This window comes from Paenibacillus sp. CMAA1364 (genome assembly GCF_054373195.1).
Genome location: NZ_JBITNB010000001.1, coordinates 239,397 through 262,607, shown reverse-complemented (window position 1 = coordinate 262,607; position 23,211 = coordinate 239,397). Strand labels below are relative to the sequence as shown.

The 23,211-nt window shown below is 38.9% G+C and carries 26 protein-coding genes and 1 other annotated feature; of the genes, 23 read left to right on the top strand and 3 right to left on the bottom strand.

The genetic code is table 11. From position 1 onward, the window contains the following. Nucleotides 1-85: 85 nt before the first annotated feature. The 10 genes from ACH8E3_RS01305 to ACH8E3_RS01260 all read left to right on the top strand — a co-directional run bounded on the left by ACH8E3_RS01305 (nucleotide 86) and on the right by ACH8E3_RS01260 (nucleotide 9,596). Nucleotides 86-1,276 (top strand): D-alanyl-D-alanine carboxypeptidase family protein, encoded by a 1,191-nt coding sequence (locus tag ACH8E3_RS01305; RefSeq protein WP_458630771.1) that lies wholly within the window; start codon nucleotides 86-88, stop codon nucleotides 1,274-1,276. Between the two features lie 28 nt (nucleotides 1,277-1,304). Further along, entirely contained in the window at nucleotides 1,305-1,946 is a 642-nt protein-coding gene (locus ACH8E3_RS01300) for a nucleoside recognition domain-containing protein (RefSeq protein WP_458630770.1), read from the top strand. A gap of 6 nt (nucleotides 1,947-1,952) precedes the next feature. Beyond that, complete coding sequence (locus tag ACH8E3_RS01295; protein WP_458630769.1) at nucleotides 1,953-2,486, top strand: spore maturation protein; 534 nt, start codon at nucleotides 1,953-1,955, stop codon at nucleotides 2,484-2,486. Between the two features lie 74 nt (nucleotides 2,487-2,560). Further along, complete coding sequence (locus tag ACH8E3_RS01290) at nucleotides 2,561-2,902, top strand: N-acetylmuramoyl-L-alanine amidase (RefSeq protein WP_458630768.1); 342 nt, start codon at nucleotides 2,561-2,563, stop codon at nucleotides 2,900-2,902. Between the two features lie 20 nt (nucleotides 2,903-2,922). Continuing rightward, nucleotides 2,923-3,663 (top strand): pseudouridine synthase, encoded by a 741-nt coding sequence (locus tag ACH8E3_RS01285; RefSeq protein ID WP_458630767.1) that lies wholly within the window; start codon nucleotides 2,923-2,925, stop codon nucleotides 3,661-3,663. Between the two features lie 126 nt (nucleotides 3,664-3,789). Continuing rightward, a complete protein-coding gene (locus ACH8E3_RS01280; protein ID WP_458630766.1) occupies nucleotides 3,790-4,317 on the top strand; it encodes a redoxin domain-containing protein in 528 nt (175 codons plus the stop codon). Further along, nucleotides 4,314-6,008 (top strand): cytochrome c biogenesis protein ResB, encoded by a 1,695-nt coding sequence (resB, locus tag ACH8E3_RS01275; protein WP_458630765.1) that lies wholly within the window; start codon nucleotides 4,314-4,316, stop codon nucleotides 6,006-6,008. The genes ACH8E3_RS01280 and resB overlap by 4 nt, the downstream gene beginning before the upstream one ends. Further along, the gene (ccsA, locus tag ACH8E3_RS01270; RefSeq protein WP_458630764.1) at nucleotides 6,005-7,261 is read left to right on the top strand and encodes a cytochrome c biogenesis protein CcsA; all 1,257 of its coding nucleotides are present in this window, start codon (nucleotides 6,005-6,007) and stop codon (nucleotides 7,259-7,261) included. The genes resB and ccsA overlap by 4 nt, the downstream gene beginning before the upstream one ends. A gap of 183 nt (nucleotides 7,262-7,444) precedes the next feature. Further along, nucleotides 7,445-8,161, top strand: coding sequence for a response regulator transcription factor (locus ACH8E3_RS01265; RefSeq protein WP_458630900.1), 717 nt, complete (start codon nucleotides 7,445-7,447; stop codon nucleotides 8,159-8,161). A gap of 1 nt (nucleotide 8,162) precedes the next feature. Continuing rightward, entirely contained in the window at nucleotides 8,163-9,596 is a 1,434-nt protein-coding gene (locus tag ACH8E3_RS01260) for an ATP-binding protein (RefSeq protein ID WP_458630763.1), read from the top strand. A 103-nt stretch (nucleotides 9,597-9,699) separates the two neighbouring features. Here the strand turns inward: ACH8E3_RS01260 and serA are convergent, their stop codons facing one another. Further along, complete coding sequence (gene serA, locus ACH8E3_RS01255) at nucleotides 9,700-11,292, bottom strand: phosphoglycerate dehydrogenase (RefSeq protein ID WP_458630762.1); 1,593 nt, start codon at nucleotides 11,290-11,292, stop codon at nucleotides 9,700-9,702. Between the two features lie 157 nt (nucleotides 11,293-11,449). Continuing rightward, nucleotides 11,450-11,681: a binding site (T-box leader), on the bottom strand. A gap of 85 nt (nucleotides 11,682-11,766) precedes the next feature. Then, a complete protein-coding gene (locus tag ACH8E3_RS01250; RefSeq protein WP_458630761.1) occupies nucleotides 11,767-12,684 on the bottom strand; it encodes a hypothetical protein in 918 nt (305 codons plus the stop codon). Between the two features lie 54 nt (nucleotides 12,685-12,738). On the opposite strand from ACH8E3_RS01250, the gene ACH8E3_RS01245 reads away from it, so the two are divergent. The 3 genes from ACH8E3_RS01245 to ACH8E3_RS01235 are packed head-to-tail and all read left to right on the top strand — an operon-like array spanning nucleotide 12,739 to nucleotide 14,482. Continuing rightward, the gene (locus ACH8E3_RS01245) at nucleotides 12,739-13,338 is read left to right on the top strand and encodes a lysostaphin resistance A-like protein (protein ID WP_458630760.1); all 600 of its coding nucleotides are present in this window, start codon (nucleotides 12,739-12,741) and stop codon (nucleotides 13,336-13,338) included. Further along, nucleotides 13,335-13,664, top strand: coding sequence for a hypothetical protein (locus tag ACH8E3_RS01240; RefSeq protein WP_458630759.1), 330 nt, complete (start codon nucleotides 13,335-13,337; stop codon nucleotides 13,662-13,664). Before ACH8E3_RS01245 ends, ACH8E3_RS01240 begins: the two co-directional genes overlap by 4 nt. Next, complete coding sequence (locus tag ACH8E3_RS01235; RefSeq protein ID WP_458630758.1) at nucleotides 13,661-14,482, top strand: metallophosphoesterase; 822 nt, start codon at nucleotides 13,661-13,663, stop codon at nucleotides 14,480-14,482. The genes ACH8E3_RS01240 and ACH8E3_RS01235 overlap by 4 nt, the downstream gene beginning before the upstream one ends. 67 nt (nucleotides 14,483-14,549) lie before the next feature. Here ACH8E3_RS01235 and ACH8E3_RS01230 read toward each other — a convergent pair whose 3' ends face one another. After that, nucleotides 14,550-15,410 (bottom strand): polysaccharide deacetylase family protein, encoded by an 861-nt coding sequence (locus ACH8E3_RS01230; RefSeq protein ID WP_458630757.1) that lies wholly within the window; start codon nucleotides 15,408-15,410, stop codon nucleotides 14,550-14,552. Nucleotides 15,411-15,502: 92 nt separating this feature from the next. Between ACH8E3_RS01230 and ACH8E3_RS01225 the strand changes: the two genes are divergently transcribed. The 10 genes from ACH8E3_RS01225 to rpsA all read left to right on the top strand — a co-directional run bounded on the left by ACH8E3_RS01225 (nucleotide 15,503) and on the right by rpsA (nucleotide 23,071). Further along, complete coding sequence (locus tag ACH8E3_RS01225) at nucleotides 15,503-15,862, top strand: hypothetical protein (RefSeq protein WP_458630756.1); 360 nt, start codon at nucleotides 15,503-15,505, stop codon at nucleotides 15,860-15,862. A 243-nt stretch (nucleotides 15,863-16,105) separates the two neighbouring features. After that, on the top strand, nucleotides 16,106-16,720 hold the full coding sequence (locus tag ACH8E3_RS01220; RefSeq protein ID WP_458630755.1) for a genetic competence negative regulator: 615 nt from the start codon (nucleotides 16,106-16,108) through the stop codon (nucleotides 16,718-16,720). 37 nt (nucleotides 16,721-16,757) lie between these two features. After that, nucleotides 16,758-17,453 (top strand): glutamic-type intramembrane protease PrsW, encoded by a 696-nt coding sequence (gene prsW / locus ACH8E3_RS01215; protein WP_458630754.1) that lies wholly within the window; start codon nucleotides 16,758-16,760, stop codon nucleotides 17,451-17,453. 120 nt (nucleotides 17,454-17,573) lie between these two features. After that, nucleotides 17,574-17,723, top strand: coding sequence for a hypothetical protein (locus tag ACH8E3_RS01210; protein ID WP_458630753.1), 150 nt, complete (start codon nucleotides 17,574-17,576; stop codon nucleotides 17,721-17,723). Between the two features lie 180 nt (nucleotides 17,724-17,903). Further along, nucleotides 17,904-19,253 (top strand): germination protein YpeB, encoded by a 1,350-nt coding sequence (ypeB, locus tag ACH8E3_RS01205; RefSeq protein ID WP_458630752.1) that lies wholly within the window; start codon nucleotides 17,904-17,906, stop codon nucleotides 19,251-19,253. 120 nt (nucleotides 19,254-19,373) lie between these two features. Next, nucleotides 19,374-20,027, top strand: a complete 654-nt coding sequence (locus tag ACH8E3_RS01200) for a flagellar brake protein (protein WP_458630751.1) — start codon at nucleotides 19,374-19,376, stop codon at nucleotides 20,025-20,027. 62 nt (nucleotides 20,028-20,089) lie between these two features. After that, entirely contained in the window at nucleotides 20,090-20,317 is a 228-nt protein-coding gene (locus ACH8E3_RS01195) for a hypothetical protein (protein ID WP_458630750.1), read from the top strand. Nucleotides 20,318-20,429: 112 nt separating this feature from the next. Beyond that, on the top strand, nucleotides 20,430-21,131 hold the full coding sequence (cmk, locus tag ACH8E3_RS01190; RefSeq protein ID WP_458630749.1) for a (d)CMP kinase: 702 nt from the start codon (nucleotides 20,430-20,432) through the stop codon (nucleotides 21,129-21,131). 2 nt (nucleotides 21,132-21,133) lie between these two features. After that, entirely contained in the window at nucleotides 21,134-21,727 is a 594-nt protein-coding gene (locus ACH8E3_RS01185) for a lysophospholipid acyltransferase family protein (RefSeq protein WP_458630899.1), read from the top strand. 111 nt (nucleotides 21,728-21,838) lie between these two features. Continuing rightward, the gene (rpsA, locus tag ACH8E3_RS01180; RefSeq protein ID WP_458630748.1) at nucleotides 21,839-23,071 is read left to right on the top strand and encodes a 30S ribosomal protein S1; all 1,233 of its coding nucleotides are present in this window, start codon (nucleotides 21,839-21,841) and stop codon (nucleotides 23,069-23,071) included. Nucleotides 23,072-23,211 lie beyond the last annotated feature (140 nt).

Genomic DNA, 23,211 nt, shown 5'->3' with positions numbered 1-23,211 from the left:
ATACGATGTTTTCATCAGTGATGGACATACCTAATTAATGAAAAGCATATACTTGTACAAGATTCCCTAGAACTGAGCCGGAGGAATGCAAAAGATGAAATGGATGAGTAAATGGTTGATTGCAACGTGGACAGTGTTTCTGGCGGTTGGCATATGTTATGAACATGTCAGTGCATCCCCAGAGCAGAGTACTGTATCAACACAAGCCCAGGCCGCAGCATTAATGGATGTCACATCTGGAAGAATTCTCTATTCTAAACGTGGTGATGAAGAATTACGTATTGCTAGTCTAACCAAGATCATGACTGCTATTGTAGCGATTGAAAAAGGAGAATTTAAGAAGCCTGTTCAGGTTAGTAGGTACTCATATGCGAAAGAAGGATCATCCCTATTCTTGAAGCTTGGTGAGGAAATGACGCTCGAAAATATGTTATATGGATTAATGCTTCGATCTGGCAATGATGCCGCCACAGCTATCGCTGAACATGTGGGTGGTTCTGAGGAAGGATTTGTATTTCTTATGAATGCAAAAGCCAATGAATTAGGACTTGAACATACTCAATTTATGAATCCTCATGGATTAGATGCCGAAGGTCATTACTCTTCCGCCAATGATCTTGCCGTATTAACGGCATATGCCATGCATAATCCAATGTTTAAGGAGATTGTAAAGACGCCTACGAAAAAGGTGCCCAATCCCAATGAACCTTGGGATTATAAATGGGACAACAAAAATAAAATGCTTCGTTTCTATGAGGGCGCAGATGGTGTGAAAACGGGTTATACGAAAAAGGCACTTCGTTGCCTTGTAAGTTCTGCCACAAGAAATGGTCAACAATTAGTCGCTGTAACTATTAATGATGGAGATGATTGGAACGATCATCGTCGTATGCTTGATTATGGCTTCACAAACTATCCATTAGAAGAGATATTCAGTCGTGGGCAGAAGATTGAAGGACATGAACTTGTCGTAAGTCAATCTTTTAGTTATCCAGTTGCATCAACTGAACAGAATATGATATCCACAAGACTTGTCTTACATGAGACAAGAAAGAATCAAGTGGATCTTAGCTTTGGATTAAGAGGTAGAGTTGAAATTCTGAAGGATGGTATTCTTGTTGGCAAAGTGCCAGTGTATTCACTTGGCAGTCAACTTCCCGAAGAAATGCCCCGTATCAAGGATGTTATAGGATTGGAACATAAGATGTCTAGCCGTTTGAACGCTTGGTTGTATTCTTTTGAGAGGGTCATTCAAAAGTTACTATTCGTGTCATAACCATGATGTAAAGATGGAGGTCAGAGCGATGATTAATATCATATGGCTTGCACTTATCCTAGTTGGATTTGGCTTTGCAGCGATGAGTGGCAATATTGAGGTTGTCACAACCGCTGCCTTTGACGGTGCAAAGACAGGAGTTAGTGTCTGTTTCGGGCTTATTAGTGTTCTTGTATTCTGGATGGGAATGATGAAGATTGCAGAAGATTCAGGATTATTAAATGGCATTGCAAAAGTGCTTAGTCCAGTCGTTTCATTCTTATTCCCAGATGTGCCACGCAATCATCCTGCGTTAGGTTATATCCTATCCAATATGAGTGCCAATCTGCTTGGACTAGGAAATGCCGCTACGCCCATGGGTATTAAAGCGATGCAGGAACTACAAACACTTAATCCGGACAAGGAAGTAGCAAGTCCAGCGATGTGCACACTATTAGCATTAAATACGGCAAGTATCACACTAATCCCCACAACACTTATTGCCATTAGGATGAACTACAATTCAGCGAGTCCTACAGATATTGTTGGAACAACGTTGGTCGCCACCATGATCGCAACGTTAGCGGCAGTCCTTGCTGATCGTTGGTGCAGAAATTGGAATCTACGTAAGCATCGTCAACCTCCTATCAATGGTATTCATTCACTTTCAAAGCCAAGTGTGAAAGGGTGAAGTTTCATGCTCTCATTCATTAATCTAATTTCATCGTGGGCTATCCCATTAATCATTGCATTCATTCCCTTATTTGCTTTTACAAGAAAAGTGCCTGTCTATGAATCTTTCATCGATGGAGCAAAGGATGGCTTTAATACAGCAATCCAAATTATTCCTCATCTCGTTGGGATGATGGTCGCCATAAGTGTGTTCAGGGCATCGGGTGCGTTGGACTTCTTTGTGGGTTGGACAGGCTCATTCCTTCAAGTCCTTGGTGTACCCGAAGAGATTCTACCTTTAGGTATTCTTCGCCCGTTAACAGGTACGGGTTCATTAGCATTTGCAACGGATTTAATACGCGTTCACGGACCAGATTCGATGATTGGAAGAATGGCTTCTACCATACAAGGGAGTACGGATACAACGTTATATGTACTTACTGTATATATGGGTGCCGTTGGTGTTCGAAATGGTCGTTATGCTTTGAAAGTAGGATTATTCTCTGATGCTGTGGGTTTCATTGCTGCAATAGCGGTATGTCTTGTTTTCTTTGGGTAGTTAGCCCAATCCAAATAGGATCAAACTTCATATTCTATAACAATTCATACGTTCTAATAGAATGAGGTGAGATTGTGGCATACGAAGGGTTCGTGATTCATCATTCATTATGTTCTTCGATCAATGGTAAAGGATATGACTTTTGGATTAGAAAAGACGCTACGGTCTTTGCAGTTCCCGATACGACAGATACGAAATACATTCATATTTGTTTAGATGGTAATTTTAATATGGCCTATGAGTTGATGTCTGCAGATGCCAAACATCAACTTTTTGAAGCCAGTAAACTCATTATACGACTCTCCACGGTATATCGTATTTCCTCTTTAAACATTCATCCACATACCCAAGTCTGCCCAGGTTCAAATTTCCCATGGAATCAACTTGTGATTTTCCCTGCTGATATGTATCATTAGCATGAGGTGAATTATCGAAAATGGAAAGATTACAGAAAATATTAGCGCAAGCAGGAATTGCATCAAGACGTAAGTGTGAAGATTTAATCGTAGCAGGTAAGGTTGAAGTGAACGGAGAGGTCGTTACTGCTCTTGGAACAAAAGCAGATCCCGATCAAGATATCATTACGGTTAGTGGCAAGCCTATTCGAAATGAGAAGAAGGTTTATATTGTCATGAATAAGCCAAAAGGGGTTATCACTAGCGCTTCCGATCCGGAAGGTCGGAAGATTGTATCTGATTATTTAAGAGATGTGAAGGAAAGAGTGTACCCTGTAGGAAGATTGGATTATGACACAGAAGGTCTGATACTACTCACGAATGATGGGGAGTTCGCGAATCTACTAACACATCCCAAGCATCATGTGCCTAAGACTTATATGGCAACAGTCAAAGGGGTTCCTCATGGTTCTGACCTAGACAAGCTTAAAGCGGGTATAATGCTTGAAGATGGAATGACAGCACCAGCTGAAGTTGAATATAAGGATATCGATACTGCGAAGAAAGAAGCAACGATCTCCATTACGATATATGAAGGTCGTAATCGTCAAGTTCGAAGAATGTTTGAGTCTATTGGTCATCCTGTTATTAAATTGAAGAGAATAGCCTTTGGTGAATTATTATTACAGAATCTAAAAAGAGGTTTATTCCGTCATTTAACAAAAAAGGAAATAGAAGATTTAATCAAATTGGCAAATTCGCCTAAATTGCCGAGAAAATAATGATAAAGGTCACATAAATTTCAAATACTACCGCCACAATTATGACAAAGTTCGTTATAATTATTCATAGGATGTTCACATGAAGTGAAATCATTATGACCTATGTCATAGGAGGAGGCTTTGAAATTGGGTAAATCGAGAAAGAAAGTCCAGATTATCATTTTGCTTCTGATCTTTATCCTCGGAGGATACGCCATCGTTACAAATATCTATGGTTCAGGAGGAAAGCCTGAGGTTGGAGATGCTACCCCTTCTTTTAATCTACTTGGATTGGATGGCAAGGTTCATACCCTTGATGCATATAAAGGAAAAACGATGGTCATTAATTTCTGGGGAACATGGTGTAAACCGTGTGTGAAGGAAATGCCCGCACTTCAAGCACAATCTGAGAAATGGGCAGATCAGAATGTTGTTGTCATTGGTATTAATGCTGGTGAAGATAAGATGTCAGTTGAGAATTTCGTAAATCAGGCAAAGCTTCATTTCCCTATTTTATTAGATCCGGATAGGAATGCTGCGAAGAGCTATGGTATCTCTCCATTACCTACGACTTTATTTGTTTCTTCGGATGGGATTATAAGGAATATTATTCAGGGTGAACTTGATCTTGGCATGCTAGATTATGAAATTGAACAGTTGGTGAAAAAGCGATGATCAAAGATTTATTATCTTTTCAGAATACCAAATGCGAATGTGGCCATCAGAATCCGGTTGAAACCGTGTTATGTGAAGCTTGTGGAAAACCTTTGAGAAAAGAAGAACAGGAATCCACTGAATTGTTAGAGATGAGATATGATGGAATGGCTCGTCGTTCTCAGCGTAGTAAACCTAACTATATTGATCGAATTTGGAACTTTTTCAGTTCGGTAAAGATAGCTGTATATATGATCATCCTTACTTTGCTGGGTTCAATGCTTGGCACGATCTTCCCGCAGGAAAGTACGTTTTTGAATTTGGATCCGTCCAAGTACTATCCTGACACCTATGGAACAGCAGGACTCATCTACTATAAGCTGGGCTTATCACATACGTATGAATCATGGTGGTTCATTTTATTACTTGTGATGATTGGTGCATCTCTAATTATTTGTAGTCTTGATCGTGTGTTGCCATTATATAAGGCGCTTACCAAGCGCAGGATTCGTAAACATATGCAATTCATGACTCGGCAAAAAGTGGTGTTTCAGACTGAACTTGAGGAAGTGAACGATAAGGAATGGATAGATAGGATTACAATGCCCCTAAAGAAAAAGGGTTATCGTGTACATACGGACGGAAGTGCACTACTCGCAGAGAAACAGCGCTTTAGTCGTTGGGGACCCTATGTTATTCACATCGGATTGATTATTTTCTTACTGGCGGTTCTAGCACGTGGATTACCAGGTATGCATATGGATCAGCATTTAGCCTTCCCAGAAGGGGAAATCAAACCGATTCCAGAAACATCTTATTATCTCAAGAATGATAAGTTCACGGTAGAGTATTATACCGAGGAAGATATGCCTGAAGAGTTCAAAGGGAAAGGTAAAGTACTTCCTAAACTGTTCGAAACACAGGCAATCTTATATGAATGTACAGCAGATTGTAATGATCCATCCAAAGAACCACTATTGTCTGAAATAGATCGTCATCGTATTCAAGTGAATGATCCATTGAATTACAATGGACTGAAGGCATATCAATTTGATTTCGATATGTCACCCATTCTTAGATCGGTCACACCATCCTTGATCGATAAGAAGACAGGCAAGGTATTGGGTGAGTTCAAGTTAGAAATACGTGACCCGCAACGTAATTATCAAGTAGGGCAATACAATCTTAAATTAGTAGAAAGATATATGGATTTTGGAATGAACGAGCAAGGTGAACCAATCTCCATATCTCCTATACCCAATGCACCATCCTTTCTATTTGTCATCAAAGGGCCTGAATTGCCAGACGAAGGAATTAATTACTTATACTTCCCTAAACAGATTGATAAGCAACGATTTCAACAAGATGTCATCAATCAAAAGCTTGCTGGGGAATATCAACTGCTTGAATTGGACGTCCAAGGAATGGAAAATGTTGATCTCTCCATGTCTACAACTTACTTGAACATTCGTGTAGATAAAGTAATGCCATTTGTCTGGGTAGGAGCTGCAATCATTATGCTCGGTCTAATTCTCGGATTCTACTGGCAACATCGTCGAATCTGGATCCGGATTGACGATAAGAATCTAACGTTAGCTGCGCATACGAATAAGAATTGGTTCGGCGTTCGTAGAGAAGTAGCAGCGATCTTACTTATCATGAATATACAAGTAGAAGAAAAGTCCCTTGATAATGGAGGAAATCACGTATGAAACTTTTAGATATTAGCAGTATTTTCTTTACAATTGCATTTTTAGTATATGGTGTCGCATTCATTCTATACGGAATAGCTATTATGGGAAGTCAATGGAGAAACCGTGACCCAATTGTGCATACTAGAAAATGGGGGAAGATTTCCTTTATCGTATCATGTCTAGGTCTAGTGACGCACTTGATCTATTTCTTCACACGTTGGGCTGGAGGAGGACATATTCCTGTAAGTAATATGTTTGAGTTCATGTCTAGTCTAGCAATGATGGTTATGATTGCATTTACGATTATTTATCTCATATACAGAAAGACAGTTCTAGGACTCTTCTCTGTTCCTGTCGCCATTCTTATTATGGCTTATGCAGCAGTGTTCCCAAAAGCAGTTCAACCGCTAATTCCATCGCTTCAACATTGGTGGTTGCAAGTGCATGTGACGATGGCTGCTCTAGGTGAATCTTTCTTTGCTATAGGATTTGCTGCTGGATTTATGTATTTGCTACGTACGGTAGACTTCAATAGTACAAAGTTAAAAGAACGAGCTCAGAAGTGGGGTGTTGAGTTTACCTTACTAACCATATTTATGCTCATCGGCTTCATTATTGCTACTTTCGCTTTCCGAATGGGTGGCTATGAATCCGTATTTACACAAGAACAAGCTGTAAGTAGTAAGGATCCTACGATTAAAATGGTTAGTGTGACGTATAGCTTACCACCTATCGTTTCACCATATGAGAGTAAGGTAGAGAAATTCCAATCATTTATAGGGATAGATGGGCCTTTATTTCAAGCACCATCTTGGATGAATGGAATTAATGCAGGTAGGAAGCTAAATACAGTCATTTGGGCAATTCTAACGGGTATTATGATATATGGGCTCATTCGACTGCTTTTACGAAGACCCGTTGGTAAAGCTATTCAACCTTTACTCAAAGGACTAGATGCAGAGGATCTTGATGAGATTACGTATCGAAGTATTGCCTTGGGATTCCCAATATTTACGCTAGGGGCATTAATCTTTGCGATGATGTGGGCGCAAATTGCTTGGGGACGGTTCTGGGCTTGGGATCCTAAAGAAGTATGGGCTTTAATCACATGGATGTTCTATAGTGTATATTTACATCTAAGGCTATCGCGTGGATGGCAAGGGAAGAAATCGGCGTGGCTTGCGGTTGTAGGATTTATGATTGTTATGTTTACACTAGTAGGTGTAAATCTTATTATTGCGGGACTACATTCCTATGCAGGTACAGAATAAGTAATTCTGATATATATTAAATGGTTATACTGAAATCCGTCTCTCATTTGATGTTGAATGTTGAAGCGGATTTTCGTTATAATTGTCTTTTGAGATAGAATCATGTTTAATATAATTTATGTATCCGTTTATGATTATTTCGCTATGGAGTAACTTAGCAGGAAAATTAAGGGGTTGTTGATGATGTCAGATGAATTAATTCGGATATTGGTTGTCGATGATGAAGAAAGAATTCGGCGATTGCTTAAAATGTACTTGGAAAAAGAAGGGTATGAAATCGAAGAAGCTGAAGACGGCGAAATCGCTTTGCAAAAAGCGATGTCAGCGGATTATGATCTGATTGTGCTAGATCTGATGCTTCCTGGAATAGATGGTGTTGAGGTATGTACGCGATTAAGACAAGTTAAATCAACACCTGTGTTAATGCTGACAGCCAAAGGCGAGGAGATTAATCGTGTACAGGGATTTGAAGTTGGAGCAGATGATTATGTCGTTAAGCCATTCAGTCCACGAGAAGTGATCTATCGCGTTAAGGCTATTTTGCGACGCTCTTCTACAACGGCGTATTTAACAAAGGATGGAATGTCTAATAATGATATTGTATTCCCACATTTGATTATAGAACATGATGCACATCGTGTTACTGCAGGTGGCGAAGAGGTTAGCTTAACACCAAAAGAATATGAACTGCTACATTATTTATCGACATCTCCAGATAAGGTATTCTCTCGAGAAGAATTGTTAAAAGACGTCTGGAATTACGAATTTTTTGGTGATTTGAGAACAGTGGATACCCATGTCAAACGACTAAGAGAAAAGCTGAATAAAGTATCTCCAGAATCTGCTACCATGATTACAACCGTGTGGGGTGTAGGTTATAAGTTAGAGGTCGCGAAATAAATTGAATTTATGGAGATCTCTTGTCGGCAAACTGTGGATTACCATTATATGCTTAGTTGCTTGTGTACTTATGACGCTGGGATTATTCTTATTACCTTATATTGATACAAACTTCGCCAATTCAGGTGATATCAAACGATTATTTACATACACATCTCTTGTTGGTTTTTCCATGACGACATTTTTCGGCTTGTTCCTTATTACTAGAATTACTCAACCCATGCAGAAACTAATAAGGGCTGCGGATGCTATCCGTAAAGGTGAATATGGGACTAGAGTATCTGTCGAGGCAAGAGATGAAATTGGAAAACTTGCGAATACTTTCAATCATATGGCTGCGGAGCTTGAAGATAATATTCGTAATCTTAATCAAGAGAAGGAACACTTAGCGAGTGTTCTAAGAAGTATGAGCGATGCTGTCATTACCTTTAATAATTCTGGCCAAGTCATTCTAACGAACCCTCCTGGTCATAGACTTGAACAATTATGGAAAAGTATAGACTGGGATTATGAAACAGAGGTACAGCATAATGAGCAGTCGCTAGAAGTTCCACAACCATTATATGAATTGTTTAATAAGACGCTTAATGGTGGGGGAGATGGCAGTACATCTGTGCATGTCAATAAGGATGTCTGGTCTGTCATTATGACACCATTGTATTCGGATAATGATATACGTGGAGCTGTGGCTGTCATACGTGACGTGACCGAGGAAGTTCGATTAGAGAAGATGCGTACAGACTTTGTTGCGAACGTGTCACATGAGATTAGGACGCCTTTATCGATGATGCAAGGTTATAGTGAGGCGTTGTTAGATGGCATGGCGACTTCACCTGAAGAGAGCAGAGAATTGATCCAAGTGATCCATGACGAATCTCTCCGGATGGGTAGGATTGTTAAGGATCTTCTCGTTCTAGCACGAATGGAAGCAGGGCATGCAGATACGGCAATGGGTGTTGTTAATGTCGATGAATTACTAGAACGTATGTATCATAAGTTCTCGGTTGGTTCTAAGGATTACCATGTAAAGCTCCATTATGATAAGTTATCAGATGATCTGACGATCCAATCAGGCGATGAAGATAAGTTGGAACAAGTGATGACGAATTTACTTGATAATGCATTCCGACATACGCCAACTGGAAAGAGTGTTCACATCATTGCAGAACAGATTATAGGTGAATATTCTACGTATGTTCAAATTCAGGTTAGAGATGAAGGTGTTGGAATTCCCAAGGAAGATGTACCCTTTATCTTTGAACGATTCTATAAGGCTGACAAAGCTCGCGTACGAGGTGAATCTGCTGGTACAGGGCTCGGACTCTCTATTGTAATGAGTATTGTCGAAGCACATCATGGAAGTATTAAAGTAACAAGTGAATTAGGGCAGGGCACCAACTTTACTATAAAGATTCCTGTCGAATATTTGAAATAAACACATAAATAACAAAAAGCACCTCGCATGCGAGGTGCTTTTTGTTGAAGAAGAAAGATAAATCTTGTTCTACGTGGAACAAATACCAATCTAGAAATATGAACTACGCTAGTACGATTTCCAATGCCGTGTTAATTTCTTGGATTGCAGCGAGTTGGATAAGTACATCCTTCTCTACTTCTTTATCTACAGTTAAGATCATTAATGCAGCACCACCAACGAGTGTACGTCCAACTTGCATGGAAGCGATATTGACATTGTTCTCACCAAGTAGCGTACCCACAAGCCCGATGATTCCAGGTTTGTCATTGTGGGAGATTAAGATTTGATTACCCTCAGGAGCGATATCAACTGGATATTGATCAAGCATCACAATACGCTCGCCATAGCCTTGTAGAAGTGTACCAGCTACCAGACGGTCTTGTTTATTTTGTGTCTTCAGCGTAACGGAGATGAGGTTAGTAAATCCTTTTGTCTTAGGTGCTTTGGATACGACAATATTAACATCACGTGATTTGGCAAGGTGTGTACAGTTAACGATGTTCACATCATTACCCAAGTGGTGTGACAGAACGCCTTTGACGATATAACGAGTCAAAGGTAATGTATCCACATCTGACAGATCACCTGCATAGTCGATATGAACTTCACTAATCGCCTCGTTAGCAATCTGTGCTGCGAAGCTACCTAATTTCTCACCAAGTGAGAAGTATGGTTGTAGCTTCTTCATGACACTAGATGCAACGGGTGGCATATTAACCGCATTCTTAAACGGCTCATTACGAAGGATATGAAGTATCTCCTCAGAGACATCAATAGCGACATTCTCTTGAGCTTCAATCGTAGATGCACCCAAGTGTGGTGTTACTATAATTTTAGGATGGTTTAGGAAAGGATGATCACTTTGAGGTGGCTCATGTTCAAACACGTCAAATGCTGCACCTGCAACGATCCCCTTATCAATAGCTTCTACTAATGCTATTTCATCAATAACGCCACCACGAGCACAGTTGATGATGCGCATACCTTTTTTCATTACTTTAAATTGTGGTTCTGAAATCATATTGCGTGTTTCTGGTGTTAACGGTGTATGGAAAGTCATGAAATCTGCATTTAAAATAATATCATTAACTGAAGCTAAAGTGACTCCAACTTTGTCTGCACGATCTGTGGTTAAGAATGGATCAAATGCAAGAATCTCCATACCGAATGCTTTTGCACGTTTGGCTACTTCACTACCAATACGACCCATACCAAGTACACCTAACGTTTTACCACGAAGTTCTACACCGAGGAAGGATTTACGATCCCATGTTCCAGAGATGGTCTTTGCGTAAGCCTGAGGTATGTGACGAGCTAAAGCCATCATCATTGCAAAAGTGTGCTCGCAAGTTGTGATGGTGTTACCGTCAGGTGCATTAATGACAACGATCCCGCGTTTTGTTGCAGCATCTAGATCAATATTATCTACACCAACACCAGCACGGCCCACCGCTTTTAATTGAGTGCCTGCCGTAAGGATGCGCTCTGTAACGGTTGTCTGACTACGAACTAATAATGCATCATATTCTCCGATAATAGCCACTAATTCATCTTCACTTAAACCGACTTTCTTATCAACGGTAACATCACTGGAATCCATCAATTGTTGAATTCCTAGGTCGCTAATTGGATCTGATACGAGTACTTTAAACATGGTTTCTTTCCTCCTTAATATTTATAAAACATATATGATTAGGTATATGTGTAGTATGGACACATAACCGCAATACCTGTAGTTGATGAAGCAACGCGGTGCTTCATTAAAGGAAGAAAAATACAAAAAAACTCTCGATCCGCATACTACTTGCGTAGTAAGGGACGAAAGTTATTCGTGGTACCACCCTATTTCGCTGCCAACTTAATGAACAGCCTCAATGGTCATGGATATGACCGTAACTTATAACGGAGTTAATCCGATTGCACCTACGTAAATTTCAATGCAATTTCTCAGGAATGCTTAGACAAAGGTATCGTCATCGGTTTGCACCAAGCACCGACTCTCTGTGGACGTTGATCTTGACTATTTTCCATCATCGAATTCTTGAACTTAATTTGTCATAATGTATCATGACATCATAATCATTGTCAATAGTATGTGATGTCATGATCATGGGCGATCACGATTGCATTAATCATAAAAGAAGGATAACTGTGGTAGTAATTCTTTGCTATAATATTTTAACTTCCACTTTTTGAAGTCATACTCTTTAACAGCATCCGTATTATTAAGTAAATGAATGATCGCTTGAATAGAAGTAAGCTTCATGGAATCTGCAGTTCCTGACTGTATCATATGGTCTATTCTTGCCGTCATATCTTGTGGATCGTATGCTACATACATGGATTTATTTAATAAAATAGAAGATACCGCCGCATTCTTTACGAGCAATGGGTAACTCTCCCATAGAACAAAAGATGGATTTACTGTGAAATCATATTCTCTGGCAAGTGTAGGATCTACCTTTATACTCCATTTGATCATGGAATTATAATACTTTTTCTGCCCGAGCAGTCCAAAATTTACACCATTCTTATAAAGAACATCTTTTTTTAATTGTGTTACCAACATTTCACCATTATGTATACTAGGAGATAGGGACGCACTGTCTACTGCATTTCCCAACAATCGCACACTTTTCAAGAAATCAGTTTGTGCTTCTTGAAGCAAAGGTGAAGAAGAATACATGGTTGTTTTTGTAATAGCACTGTATTTTTCATCTGCAAGTGTTCGAAGTTGTTTTAGTATTTTGTTGATCGTTGCTTTGTCTTCTGTAAGACTAATTTTGTCGGTGTTGAGAACCCATGCGCTTTTAAATTCTCTATAAGGTAAAAATACGGTATGATAGAATGTAACTAGATCTTGTTGTTGATAGGAATCAGTGAATTCGGGGGAAGAAGGCGCAAGTTTCTGTTGTTCATACTGAGATTCTATTTTACTAGCTCCCAATTTCACACCAGATAGAAAAGCTGCGGATATTAAGATAAGCACCAAAATAAATGTTAGACTGAAATATAATTCGACATGAGAAGAACGTTTTTTCATCATCAAACTCTCCTTTTTATAATAAATAAGACATCATATGAGACAGGTAGGACACAAATGAAGAAAATAAAATTCAAAATATCAAATATAAAAATCAAAAGGATATCCCCAGATCAATTAACAGATCGTTTATTGCTAATCAATCTTTATTTTACTCAAGTCCTTACTTTAGTTATCGGCATCTTGTGGCTATTTTTTCAGAAGAGAAATCTATTTGATCTTTTTTCACACCAAGATATTGTCAATATTATGGCATGGGGATTTGGATTGGCTGGAAGTATGCTTATAATTGACTTTTTTCTGTCCAAAATAATGCCTGATTCAACAATGGATGATGGCGGTATTAATGAGATGTTATTTGGTAGCCGTCCTATTTGGCATATTGTCTGTATTTCTGCTATTGTTGCTATTTGTGAAGAGTTGTTATTTCGTGGGGCAATACAGCATGCGATTGGGCCCTATTGGACAAGTATTATTTTTGCGCTGATCCATATTCGTTATTTAAAACATTGGATGCCTACGGGATGGGTCTTTCTTAGTAGTTATGGTTTAGGGTTTATTTATATCCAAACTGGCACGTTATGGGCACCTATACTTTGTCATTTTCTAATTGATCTTATATCAGGATTATTCATACGCTTTCGGAGGGAACAATGAGCACAAGATTAAGTAGGGTAGAAACACAAAGGAAACGTCGCAACGAGGAAAAGTCAGAGAAGAAGCATTGGAAACAATTATGGCATTATTTAGGTACTACAACAAACAAATTCAATAGTGATGTTATGAGTGAGACCCAACTGGAAGAGCCAATCGTATCTGAGAGTGATATCGTTCCTTCACGATTAGATACGTATCATTCGAGTAATGTGAAGATTAGTAGAATTTTTCAGAATACGCTCATATTTCTGTTTGTCGTATTAACTGTTGCATTAGTATTGTGGGGTTTAGAAGGTGCACCACCTATGAAGGAGATGTGGAAATGACAGCTTTTATTTCGATATCAAGTTGTATCCTTGTGATGGGGTTATTGCTACTGTACCGCATGTATAAAGAAGCATTTAGCAATCAGATTAACATCATAGATATCGAACTTAAAAGACTTCCACAAGCATTACATGAAAGTGTCATATTATTCATTACGGATATTCATCGCAGGGAACTACCTGAAGATGTATTGTTGGATTTAAAAGGACAAGTAGATTGGGTTTTACTAGGCGGAGATATGATGGAGAAGGATGTTCCTCTATCTCGTGTTGAGAATAACATTAGGATATTAAGTCAGATAGCTCCTGTGTATGCCGTGCATGGTAACCATGATTATAAAGCAGACGTCCGTGGCCTTGATAGTATTTTGAAGAAGCTGGGAGTTATATTACTACTAAATAGTAATGTTAAATTGGAAAAGGGTGGATCATATATCTGGTTAACAGGCCTAGATTACCCTCAAAATCTAAAGAGAACATACCCAGCGTTACCGAAGCTTGCTCGCAATGAAGTGAATCAATGTCGCATTGTGCTAGTGCATGACCCAGCATGGTATAATCGGTACGCTATTCAACCTGTCGATCTTACCCTGGCAGGACATACTCATGGTGGACAGATCGTTGTCCCTTTCATCGGTTCTATACATTTAGATAAAGGCTATCGTGGTTTCTCTAGTGGATTATATCAACGTGATCAGCCTCATTCCCAAGTGAAGAATGCACAAGTTTTTATTAGTCGAGGATTTGGATACCGGCATGTTCCATTGCGGCTACGATGTCCTGCTGAGATGAATTTGATGAAATTGCGATGTAATTAAATAGGGTGTCCCTAGCCAATGTGATGGCTTATGGGACACCCTATTTGTTGCACGAAATGAAGATTGATTAACGCATTTGTAACTCAATACTGCGTGGATCAACGTATGAATAACCTCTTGATTCAAGTTCAGTTAATAAAGATTCCAATGCCTCTACAGTCCAAGGTAATTCATGCATTAGAATGTTACTGCCCGCATGTAGTTGGTCGGTAATATTCTTAATGATCGTAGCTGTATGATTCTTATCGGTTGACTTCATTTCCCAATCTAATGATCCATTAGACCAAGTCATATACAATAAGCCGTTGTCACTTGCAACTTTCTTGCCAACATCGCCACCAGCCCCAAAGGGTGGTCGGAAGAAGGAGGGTGCTTCTCCAGTGATATCCTTAACTGCGTTTTGAACATCCTCAATTTGTCTTTTCACTTCTGCTTCAGGTTCTTTATTTAATGCGATATGATCCCAACTATGATTTCCAATCAATTGTTTGCGGTCGTGTATTAATTTGAGCAAATCCGGGTTTTCTTTGACACGATAGCCATTCACGAAGAATATAGCTTTGGCATTATGCTTGTCCAGTGTATCAATAAGGCTATTGATCATCTTTTCATCTTTTGGACCGTCATCAAAGGTAAGCAATACGACTTTTTTTGGTGTTTCATCATTATTTGGAACAATATCATAATTTTTATTCATATGATAGGTCAGTTCAATTGTTGGCTCTTCTTGTACTTCAGGTTCCTTTTCGACTACTGAAGGGACTTCTTCCTCTTTTACGTCTGAGATTTGTGGGTCTTGTTGATTTTGTTCAGCGTTAGAAGGCAGATCTTGATTAGGTTGTGTCTGGGTTACTTCATCATTTGCATTCGAACATGCACTAAGTAAAAATGTGCTGATAAGAAAAAGCGTCATCATTTGTTTTTTCATGGTAGCATCTCTCTTTCCTTTTTTTTACCGTATGAGTCGTTGGTTTTTTGCTAATACTAGCGTTGATTCTATCACATAAGGAGGTAATGCGGGTGAAAATCTCTTCACTTTTAACGGGCATTGTTATCGGTGCAGCAGCAACGAATATGTTAACCAAGAATTCTCCGAATGGTTCCATGGGTCAAATGGCTGATATGGCAAAAGAGAAAATGATGGATTTCACAATGATGGGTATGAATATGGGTGGCGACCGTGATAGTGAACGTCCCACGGCGAGCTCCAATCATACTACAGCGTACCAAACCGCTGATACGTCAGGTGTCCAGGCACAGACCTATTCGAAGGAATCCAATATGAAGATGATTAAAGACTTCATAAAAGAAAACCCAGATGTAAAGAATGAAGTGGATATGATTCTGAAAGAGACGAATACCATTATACCAGGTATATAAAAAAAGATGGCCTGAATTTCGAATCATTTAATAGGCAGAAATTGTCTTTATTAAATGATTCTTTTTTTTGCGATAAGTGTATAAATATATGATGATGTATGGTTACCATTTCGTATATATTTTATTACGTGCATTTATGAAAAGAAAATGATACGATACTTACATAAGTACTATTTTTCAGCACAATTAGAACGTGAGATCATATTTTGTAGTATCTCATTGCTTGTAAAGGAGGGTCCTATCATGAAAATAGAACGTTTAAGTCCAGATAAGATACGGATTTTCCTAACGTTTGATGATCTCAGTGAGCGTGGCATTCAAAAGGAAGACATGTGGCAAGAAATACCAAAGGTGCATGAACTATTCACGGATATGATGGATCAGGCATATAACGAGGTAGGTTTTGATGCTACAGGGCCTTTGGCTGTTGAAGTGTTCGCTTTACCTGCTCAAGGTATGGTAGTTATCGTCACTCGCGGGAAATACGATCATCATCAATATATGAATCGCACAGAAGATGATATGGCAGATGATGTATATGAGATGGAAGTGACACTCGAAGAAAGTGACACTATCGTGTACTCTTTTAATGATATCGAAGTATTAATTGAAGCAGCTCACGTTCTTCGTACGAATATTACAGAGGCGGGTAAGCTGTATAACTATAATGATAAATGGGTGTTATATTTAGATCCTAGTGATTTAGACGAAGATAAGATTCCATCATTGATTGCCGTATTAGCGGAATTTGGTGAATCCGTTTCGACTACGGAAGCTGTCTTAGACGAGTACGGCAAGCTAATTATTGCTGAGAAAGCTATAGAAGTGATTTGTTACCATTTTACTCGCCAAACATAACATCAAATCATAGGTAGCTTAAGATGGAGGAGAAACGGTGCTATTGTTTTCAGTTATTGCGTCTGCAGTGGCGCCAGGTTTAGCTTTGCTGACGTTCTTCTATCTCAAAGACAAATATGATGCTGAACCGATTCATTTGATTATACGTATATTCATACTGGGATTATTTATTGTTATTCCAGTCATGATTATACAAAGAGGATTGACCATAGGCTTAGGGAATCATCCTGTTATCCAATCTTTTTTCATATCTTCAGGTGTTGAAGAATTGTTGAAATGGCTTGTTCTTTATTTTATCATTTATAACCATGTTGAATTTGATGAACCCTACGATGGCATTGTCTATGCAGTAACCATTTCACTAGGCTTCGCCACGGTTGAGAACATCATGTATGCCTGGTATAGTCAAGCATCTATCGGAACTATGTTTGTTAGAGCGTTACTGCCAGTATCTGGTCATGCATTATTTGGAGTGATCATGGGTTATTATTTCGGATTAGCTCGATTTCGGGCAAAACACCACAAACGTAGATATTTAGCTTATTCTCTCTTCATACCATGGGTCTTTCATGGTGCCTATGATCTTATTTTAACTACCATAACCGATTATTGGATTTGGTTTATCGTTCCACTAATGGCGATATTATGGTATGGAGGTATGGACAAAGTCATTCGAGCTAACAATAGTTCTCCTTTTCGTTTTCGTAAGAGAGAAGAAGAGGTTAATACATGAATAAATTGGACACACTTGATCTGATGAAATGAGTACGACCAAGACCAAATAACAATAGTTTAGTTCACTAATGTTGTTTAGGATACGTCGTAATCTTTTAGAAGAGGAGGTGTCTTTTTTTTGCGCGTAAAGGTAAAGATTGTATGCCAAGAGTGTGGAGAATACTATATTCTGAGTGGACGTAAAGTACAGGGCCAAATTGAAACGGGTTTTAAAAGATGTCTGTGTGATAATCAACACCATTTCGATATGGAAGAACAGATGGCTTAATATCATGGATGTGATTAGATCTCGATTCAATAAGATAACTCTAGACAATTCAATGGAGTAGTCGTATCTAAGCCGCAATCTAATATTCTGTCATGAAAGACGAATTAATCATGCATAAGACTTCAATCTTCTTGTCACACTATACAACAAGAGTTATAAGAAAGGAGACTGGAGAACATTATGTATAAGCGATTAAGTGGCGTGTTATTTCCTGTCATGACGATACTGTTGATTGGAGCTATGGTATGGGGTTATCAAGAGAATCAAGAAAAAAATATGATATTAATCAAGGCGGAGAATCAATATCAAAGAGCTTTTCATGATTTGAGTTTTCATATGGATCGACTTCATGGAGAGTTGGGAAGCACTCTAGCGGTCAATTCAACGTCCATGTCCATGCACCGTAAAGGATTAATTAATGTGTGGCGAATGACGAGTCAAGCTCAGAGTGAGATTAATCAGTTACCACTGACCTTACTTCCATTCAATAAAACAGAAGAGTTCCTATCCAAAATTTCAAGATTCGCTTATGAGACATCTTTGCGCGATTTGAATAAGGAGCCATTGAGTGAGAAAGAATTTAACACATTAAAGGTGTTATATAAGGACTCAGGACAAATCTCAAAGGATTTACTAGAAGTTCAAGAGAAAGTAATCGGTAATCGGTTACGTTGGATGGATGTTGAAACAGCTATAGCGAATGAAGATAAGGCTGAAGATAACAGTATAATCGATGGGTTCAGAACGGTGGACAAAACGGTAGGGGAATATCCGGAACTCGATTGGGGTCCTACAGTTACAGCTTTAAATGACAAACGTACGATAAAGAAACTTGATGGTATTCCGGTGACAGAGGCGGATATTCGTCGTAAAGCAGCCAAGTTCGCTGGTGTATCTAATGAATCAGATATTGAAGTAATAGAGAATGGAAAGGGTACAGAATGGGCTTCCTTTACAGCAAAGGTGAAAGGTAAGACTAAAAAGTCGAGCGCAATCTCCATGGATTTCACACGTAAGGGCGGTTTGCTTATATCCTATGTTGACAGTCGTAAAGTAGGAGATAAAAAAGTAGACATGAAACAGACCGTTGAGAAAGCGAATAGTTTCCTCTCTAAAAAGGGATATCCAGATATGGTGCCTATTATGGCAGATGAGTATGGGAATATGGGGACTTTCACTTATGTACACAAACAGGATGATGTTCTAATATATCCTGAGAAAATAACGATTCGAATAGGGCTTGATCATGGCGATGTGATCGGGCTTCAAGCCAGTGAGTTCGTCGTTGAACATCATGATGGTCGAATCATCCCTAAGCCTAAGTTAACATTAGATGAGGCAAAGAAAATGTTGAATCCTGAATTCAAAGATAATTATAGTCGGAAATCTTTGATTGTGGGAGAAGGTTCTGTTGAAGTATTGTGTTATGAATTCGGTGGAGAAGTGAATGGGGCGACTTATCGTGTGTATATTAATGCTGAGAACGGAACAGAAGAGAGTGTTGTGACGGTTAAAACACCAATTAAATAGCGTTTATAAAGAAGAAAATGACATTCGAATGTGAAACATTGATCGAATGTCATTTTTCTATGCAAATATCCGTGTTATAATAAAGGTTATATACAGATTAAATGATGGTGGTGAGCTAAGTTGTCTTTAAAGGTAAATGAACTTATATATATGAATGTTAGTTCGTCAGATGACAAAATGGTCGGAGTAGGTTATAAGTCGAGAATAACAGATATCGAAGAAGAATCATTTCTGATTGAGATTCCGATGGAGGAAGACAATGGGAAATTAAAAAGGTTATTTCTTGGAGATGAATTATCTGCATATTATATGACTGACGGTGGAATTAAGCATTATTTCAATACATACGTGCTTGGTTTTAAAGAAGATATTATTCGAATGGTAAGATTGCAGAAACCTAAATCAGATGAAATCTCAAAGGTTCAACGACGTACGTATTTCCGTGTTAGTGGAAATCTTGAGATCGCTATTCAAAAAGAAGATGGAACAAGATTTATCGCCAAAACGGAAGATGTTAGTGGTGGGGGCTTGTCATTCTGTGTTGAATCAAAGTTGAACCTAAATGAAGGAGAAATGTTATCCTGCTGGGTACTGACGCACTTTAAGAATGGGTCTATTGAACATATTCCATTCAAAGCTGAAATTGTTCGTATCAAGAACAATGAATTTAATCGGTGTATCATTATGCTTAAATTTACGGAGATCTTTAATTCGGAACGTCAAAAACTTATTCGTTATTGTTTCGAAAGACAGATGGATTTCAGAGATCGATAGTGACATGGATGTTTTGTCATTTTTTTGGAACAATAACGTAAAACGATATTGGAGATCCTACGATGACAGATGAACATGATGACACTTCGGACTATGTGAAATTATTTAATGTGTTTTTCAAATCATGCAGTAAAATGGTCAAATATATGTTCTTGCTTCTAGTTAGTTTCATGATCGGCTATCAAATAGTTGTGCATATTCCTTCACTTCGAACACACGTCTCTTCGGTGTATCGGTTGGACGGCTTACCGTTATCAGAAATAAATGTGAAAAAGTGGTACAATGATTAATTGAAGTTCTATTTTGCAACGAAGAGCTATATGTGATATAATTTATTCGTTGCAGGCAATGCCTGCTTTTTTATTGAGTTTATGAGTTGAAGGTATGGGAGGGAATACTCCTTTGGGTAGTCAGAATTCCGAAGTGATAGACAGAATTAACATTGCCATTGATGGGCCTGCAGGTGCAGGTAAGAGTACAGTTGCACGTCTGGTGGCTAATCACCTGTCCTACATTTATGTAGACACGGGTGCGATGTACAGAGCTGTAACATGGTACATGACTAAGTTCTCCATAGGACATGATTCGCCAAATAAAGTGCTTGAATATGTGAATCAAATGGAAATTGAACTGAAGCCGGATATGGACGGGCAAAAGGTATGGGTCAATGGAGAAGATGTGACGAATTACATTCGTTCATCCCAAGTCAATGCACTTGTATCGCAATATGCTCAACTTGAAGGGGTACGTTCGCATTTAGTACATCTTCAAAGGGAGATGGCTTTGAATAAGGGCGTCGTCATGGATGGTCGTGATATCGGTACTACCGTGCTACCTAATGCTGAAGTTAAAGTGTTCTTAACGGCTAGCGTTACACAACGAGCTCTTCGTCGATTTAATGAAATGAACGATGCAGATCGAACTTCATTGGAACAACTTGAAATAGATATCTCTAACCGTGATACATTGGATGAACAAAGAGAAATCTCTCCTTTGCGTCGTGCAGAGGATGCGATACTTCTAGATTCATCAGAGATGAATATTGATCAAGTTGTGAAAAGAATCGTTTCTTTATGCAGAAGTCACAAGGATGGAGAGAGATGAACATGATTTACGTCTTGTGTAGGGGATTATTGCGAATCATATTCGCATTTCTATATCGACTAGAAGCAGTGGGTAAGGAAAATGTTCCTGTCCATGGTGGAGTACTACTGTGTTCTAATCATATCAGTATGCTGGATCCTATAACGGTCGGAATTAAGCTGAGACGACAAGTTAAATATATGGCCAAAGCAGAATTATTCGATGTACCTGTGTTTGGATCCTTGTTACATCAACTAGGTGCTTTCCCCGTTAAACGTGGTGGTGTTAGTAAAGAAGCCATTCGTATGTCCATCAACATATTGAAGCAGGGTGAAATGATGGGAATCTTCCCTGAAGGCACTCGGAACTCAACAACGGGCATTGCAAAGAAGGGTGCTGCAAGTTTCGCTTTTCGTAGCGGCGCAACCGTCATTCCTGTCGCAATCTTTGGCAAATACAAGCTTTTCCGTAAAATGAAAGTTGTATACGGTGCACCTGTAGATTTATCTAGTTTCATGGGAGAGACTTCTTCAGGGGATCAACTAGAGGCTGCAACGGAAGCTATTATGTCACGCATTTATGAAATGCAAAAGACAGGCTTACCTACAATAAGTTAGTTATAATGCATGAACAATGAAGTTTTATGGAAAGATACTACAATATAATTGTTTTGAACACTGCTTAGCAGGTTTAAATAAATGGGATTTTGAACTGAGGAGGGCATTGATATGTCGGAGGAAACTAAGAACGAAGTAGTAGAAGTATCAAACCAAGAGGAATTAGACACAGGAGTATCCGTGAAAAAAGGAGACACTGTAAAAGGTACGATCGTCAAACTAGAAGATAACCAAGCGTATGTTAGCATTGGATATAAATATGACGGCGTAATTCCTGTTCGTGAATTATCATCTGTACAATTGGATAATGCTTCTGATGCCGTAGCTATTGGTCAAGAAGTTGAATGTAAAGTTGTCAGCATTGATGACAACAAAGAAATGATGCTTCTTTCCAAGCGTGCAATTGATACAGAAAATGGATGGGAAGAATTAGAAAAGCATTTCGCAAGTCAAGAAGTTATTGAAGTAGTGGTGTCTGATGTTGTAAAAGGTGGTCTTGTAGTTGATGTAGGAGCACGTGGATTCATTCCTGCTTCTATGGTAGAACGCCATTTCGTTGAAGACTTCAGCGATTACAAAGGCCGTACACTACGTGTGAAAGTTAAAGAACTTGATCGTGAAAACAACAAAGTGATTCTTTCACAAAAAGATGTGCTTGATGCTGAATTTGAAGGTAACAAGCTTAAGATCATGGCTGATCTTAAAGAAGGCCAATTGATCGAAGGTACTGTACAACGTCTTACTCAATTTGGTGCATTTGTTGATATCGGTGGCGTTGATGGTCTTGTTCACGTATCCGAAATTGCATGGAGCCGCGTTGAGAAGCCTTCTGATGTTATTTCTGAAGGTGAGAAAGTTACAGTTAAAGTTCTTAAAGTTGATTCCGAGAAAGGGAAGATTAGCCTAAGTATTAAGGCTGCTCAACCAGGACCTTGGGAGAATGCTGCAAGCCAATTCAATGCTGGCGATATTGTAACGGGTGAAGTTAAACGTCTAGTTGCATTCGGGGCATTTGTTGAATTGACTCCAGGTGTGGAAGGTTTGGTGCATATTTCCCAAATTTCTCATAACCATATCGGAACACCTCAAGAAGTCTTAGAAGAAGGACAACAAGTTCAAGTGAAAATTCTTGAATTGAATCCATCTGAGAAGCGTGTTAGCTTGAGTATTAAAGAAACAGAAGAAGCTCCCGCTCAAGAAGCGAGAACTGAAAGACCAAGATCTCCAAGAACTTCAAGAGAGCCAAAGGTTGAATTTAATAACCCTAACGTATCTCTATCAAACGAAGGTCTTAGCTTTACACTTGGAGATTTGTTCGGAGATAAGCTCGATAAATTCAAGTGATTTAGATCTTATCCTTTCTGTAATCGGCGAACCCCCGCGGGTTCGCCGATATTTTTTATATGATTACATATGACGGATTGTCAAACCCAGCGTATAAGGTCTTGACAATCCGTCATATGCAATTAAAAGGTATTCATTTT

Coding starts and splice junctions, on each gene's coding strand:
- ACH8E3_RS01195 (WP_458630750.1), top strand. CDS start 20,090: ATGACAGATGAACATGATGACACTTCGGACTATGTGAAATTATTTAAT.
- rpsA (WP_458630748.1), top strand. CDS start 21,839: ATGTCGGAGGAAACTAAGAACGAAGTAGTAGAAGTATCAAACCAAGAG.
- resB (WP_458630765.1), top strand. CDS start 4,314: ATGATCAAAGATTTATTATCTTTTCAGAATACCAAATGCGAATGTGGC.
- ACH8E3_RS01235 (WP_458630758.1), top strand. CDS start 13,661: ATGACAGCTTTTATTTCGATATCAAGTTGTATCCTTGTGATGGGGTTA.
- ACH8E3_RS01240 (WP_458630759.1), top strand. CDS start 13,335: ATGAGCACAAGATTAAGTAGGGTAGAAACACAAAGGAAACGTCGCAAC.
- ACH8E3_RS01285 (WP_458630767.1), top strand. CDS start 2,923: ATGGAAAGATTACAGAAAATATTAGCGCAAGCAGGAATTGCATCAAGA.
- ACH8E3_RS01245 (WP_458630760.1), top strand. CDS start 12,739: ATGAAGAAAATAAAATTCAAAATATCAAATATAAAAATCAAAAGGATA.
- ACH8E3_RS01305 (WP_458630771.1), top strand. CDS start 86: ATGCAAAAGATGAAATGGATGAGTAAATGGTTGATTGCAACGTGGACA.
- ACH8E3_RS01300 (WP_458630770.1), top strand. CDS start 1,305: ATGATTAATATCATATGGCTTGCACTTATCCTAGTTGGATTTGGCTTT.
- ACH8E3_RS01250 (WP_458630761.1), bottom strand. CDS start 12,684: ATGATGAAAAAACGTTCTTCTCATGTCGAATTATATTTCAGTCTAACA.
- serA (WP_458630762.1), bottom strand. CDS start 11,292: ATGTTTAAAGTACTCGTATCAGATCCAATTAGCGACCTAGGAATTCAA.
- ACH8E3_RS01265 (WP_458630900.1), top strand. CDS start 7,445: ATGTCAGATGAATTAATTCGGATATTGGTTGTCGATGATGAAGAAAGA.
- ccsA (WP_458630764.1), top strand. CDS start 6,005: ATGAAACTTTTAGATATTAGCAGTATTTTCTTTACAATTGCATTTTTA.
- ACH8E3_RS01230 (WP_458630757.1), bottom strand. CDS start 15,410: ATGAAAAAACAAATGATGACGCTTTTTCTTATCAGCACATTTTTACTT.
- ACH8E3_RS01220 (WP_458630755.1), top strand. CDS start 16,106: ATGAAAATAGAACGTTTAAGTCCAGATAAGATACGGATTTTCCTAACG.
- ypeB (WP_458630752.1), top strand. CDS start 17,904: ATGTATAAGCGATTAAGTGGCGTGTTATTTCCTGTCATGACGATACTG.
- ACH8E3_RS01185 (WP_458630899.1), top strand. CDS start 21,134: ATGATTTACGTCTTGTGTAGGGGATTATTGCGAATCATATTCGCATTT.
- ACH8E3_RS01295 (WP_458630769.1), top strand. CDS start 1,953: ATGCTCTCATTCATTAATCTAATTTCATCGTGGGCTATCCCATTAATC.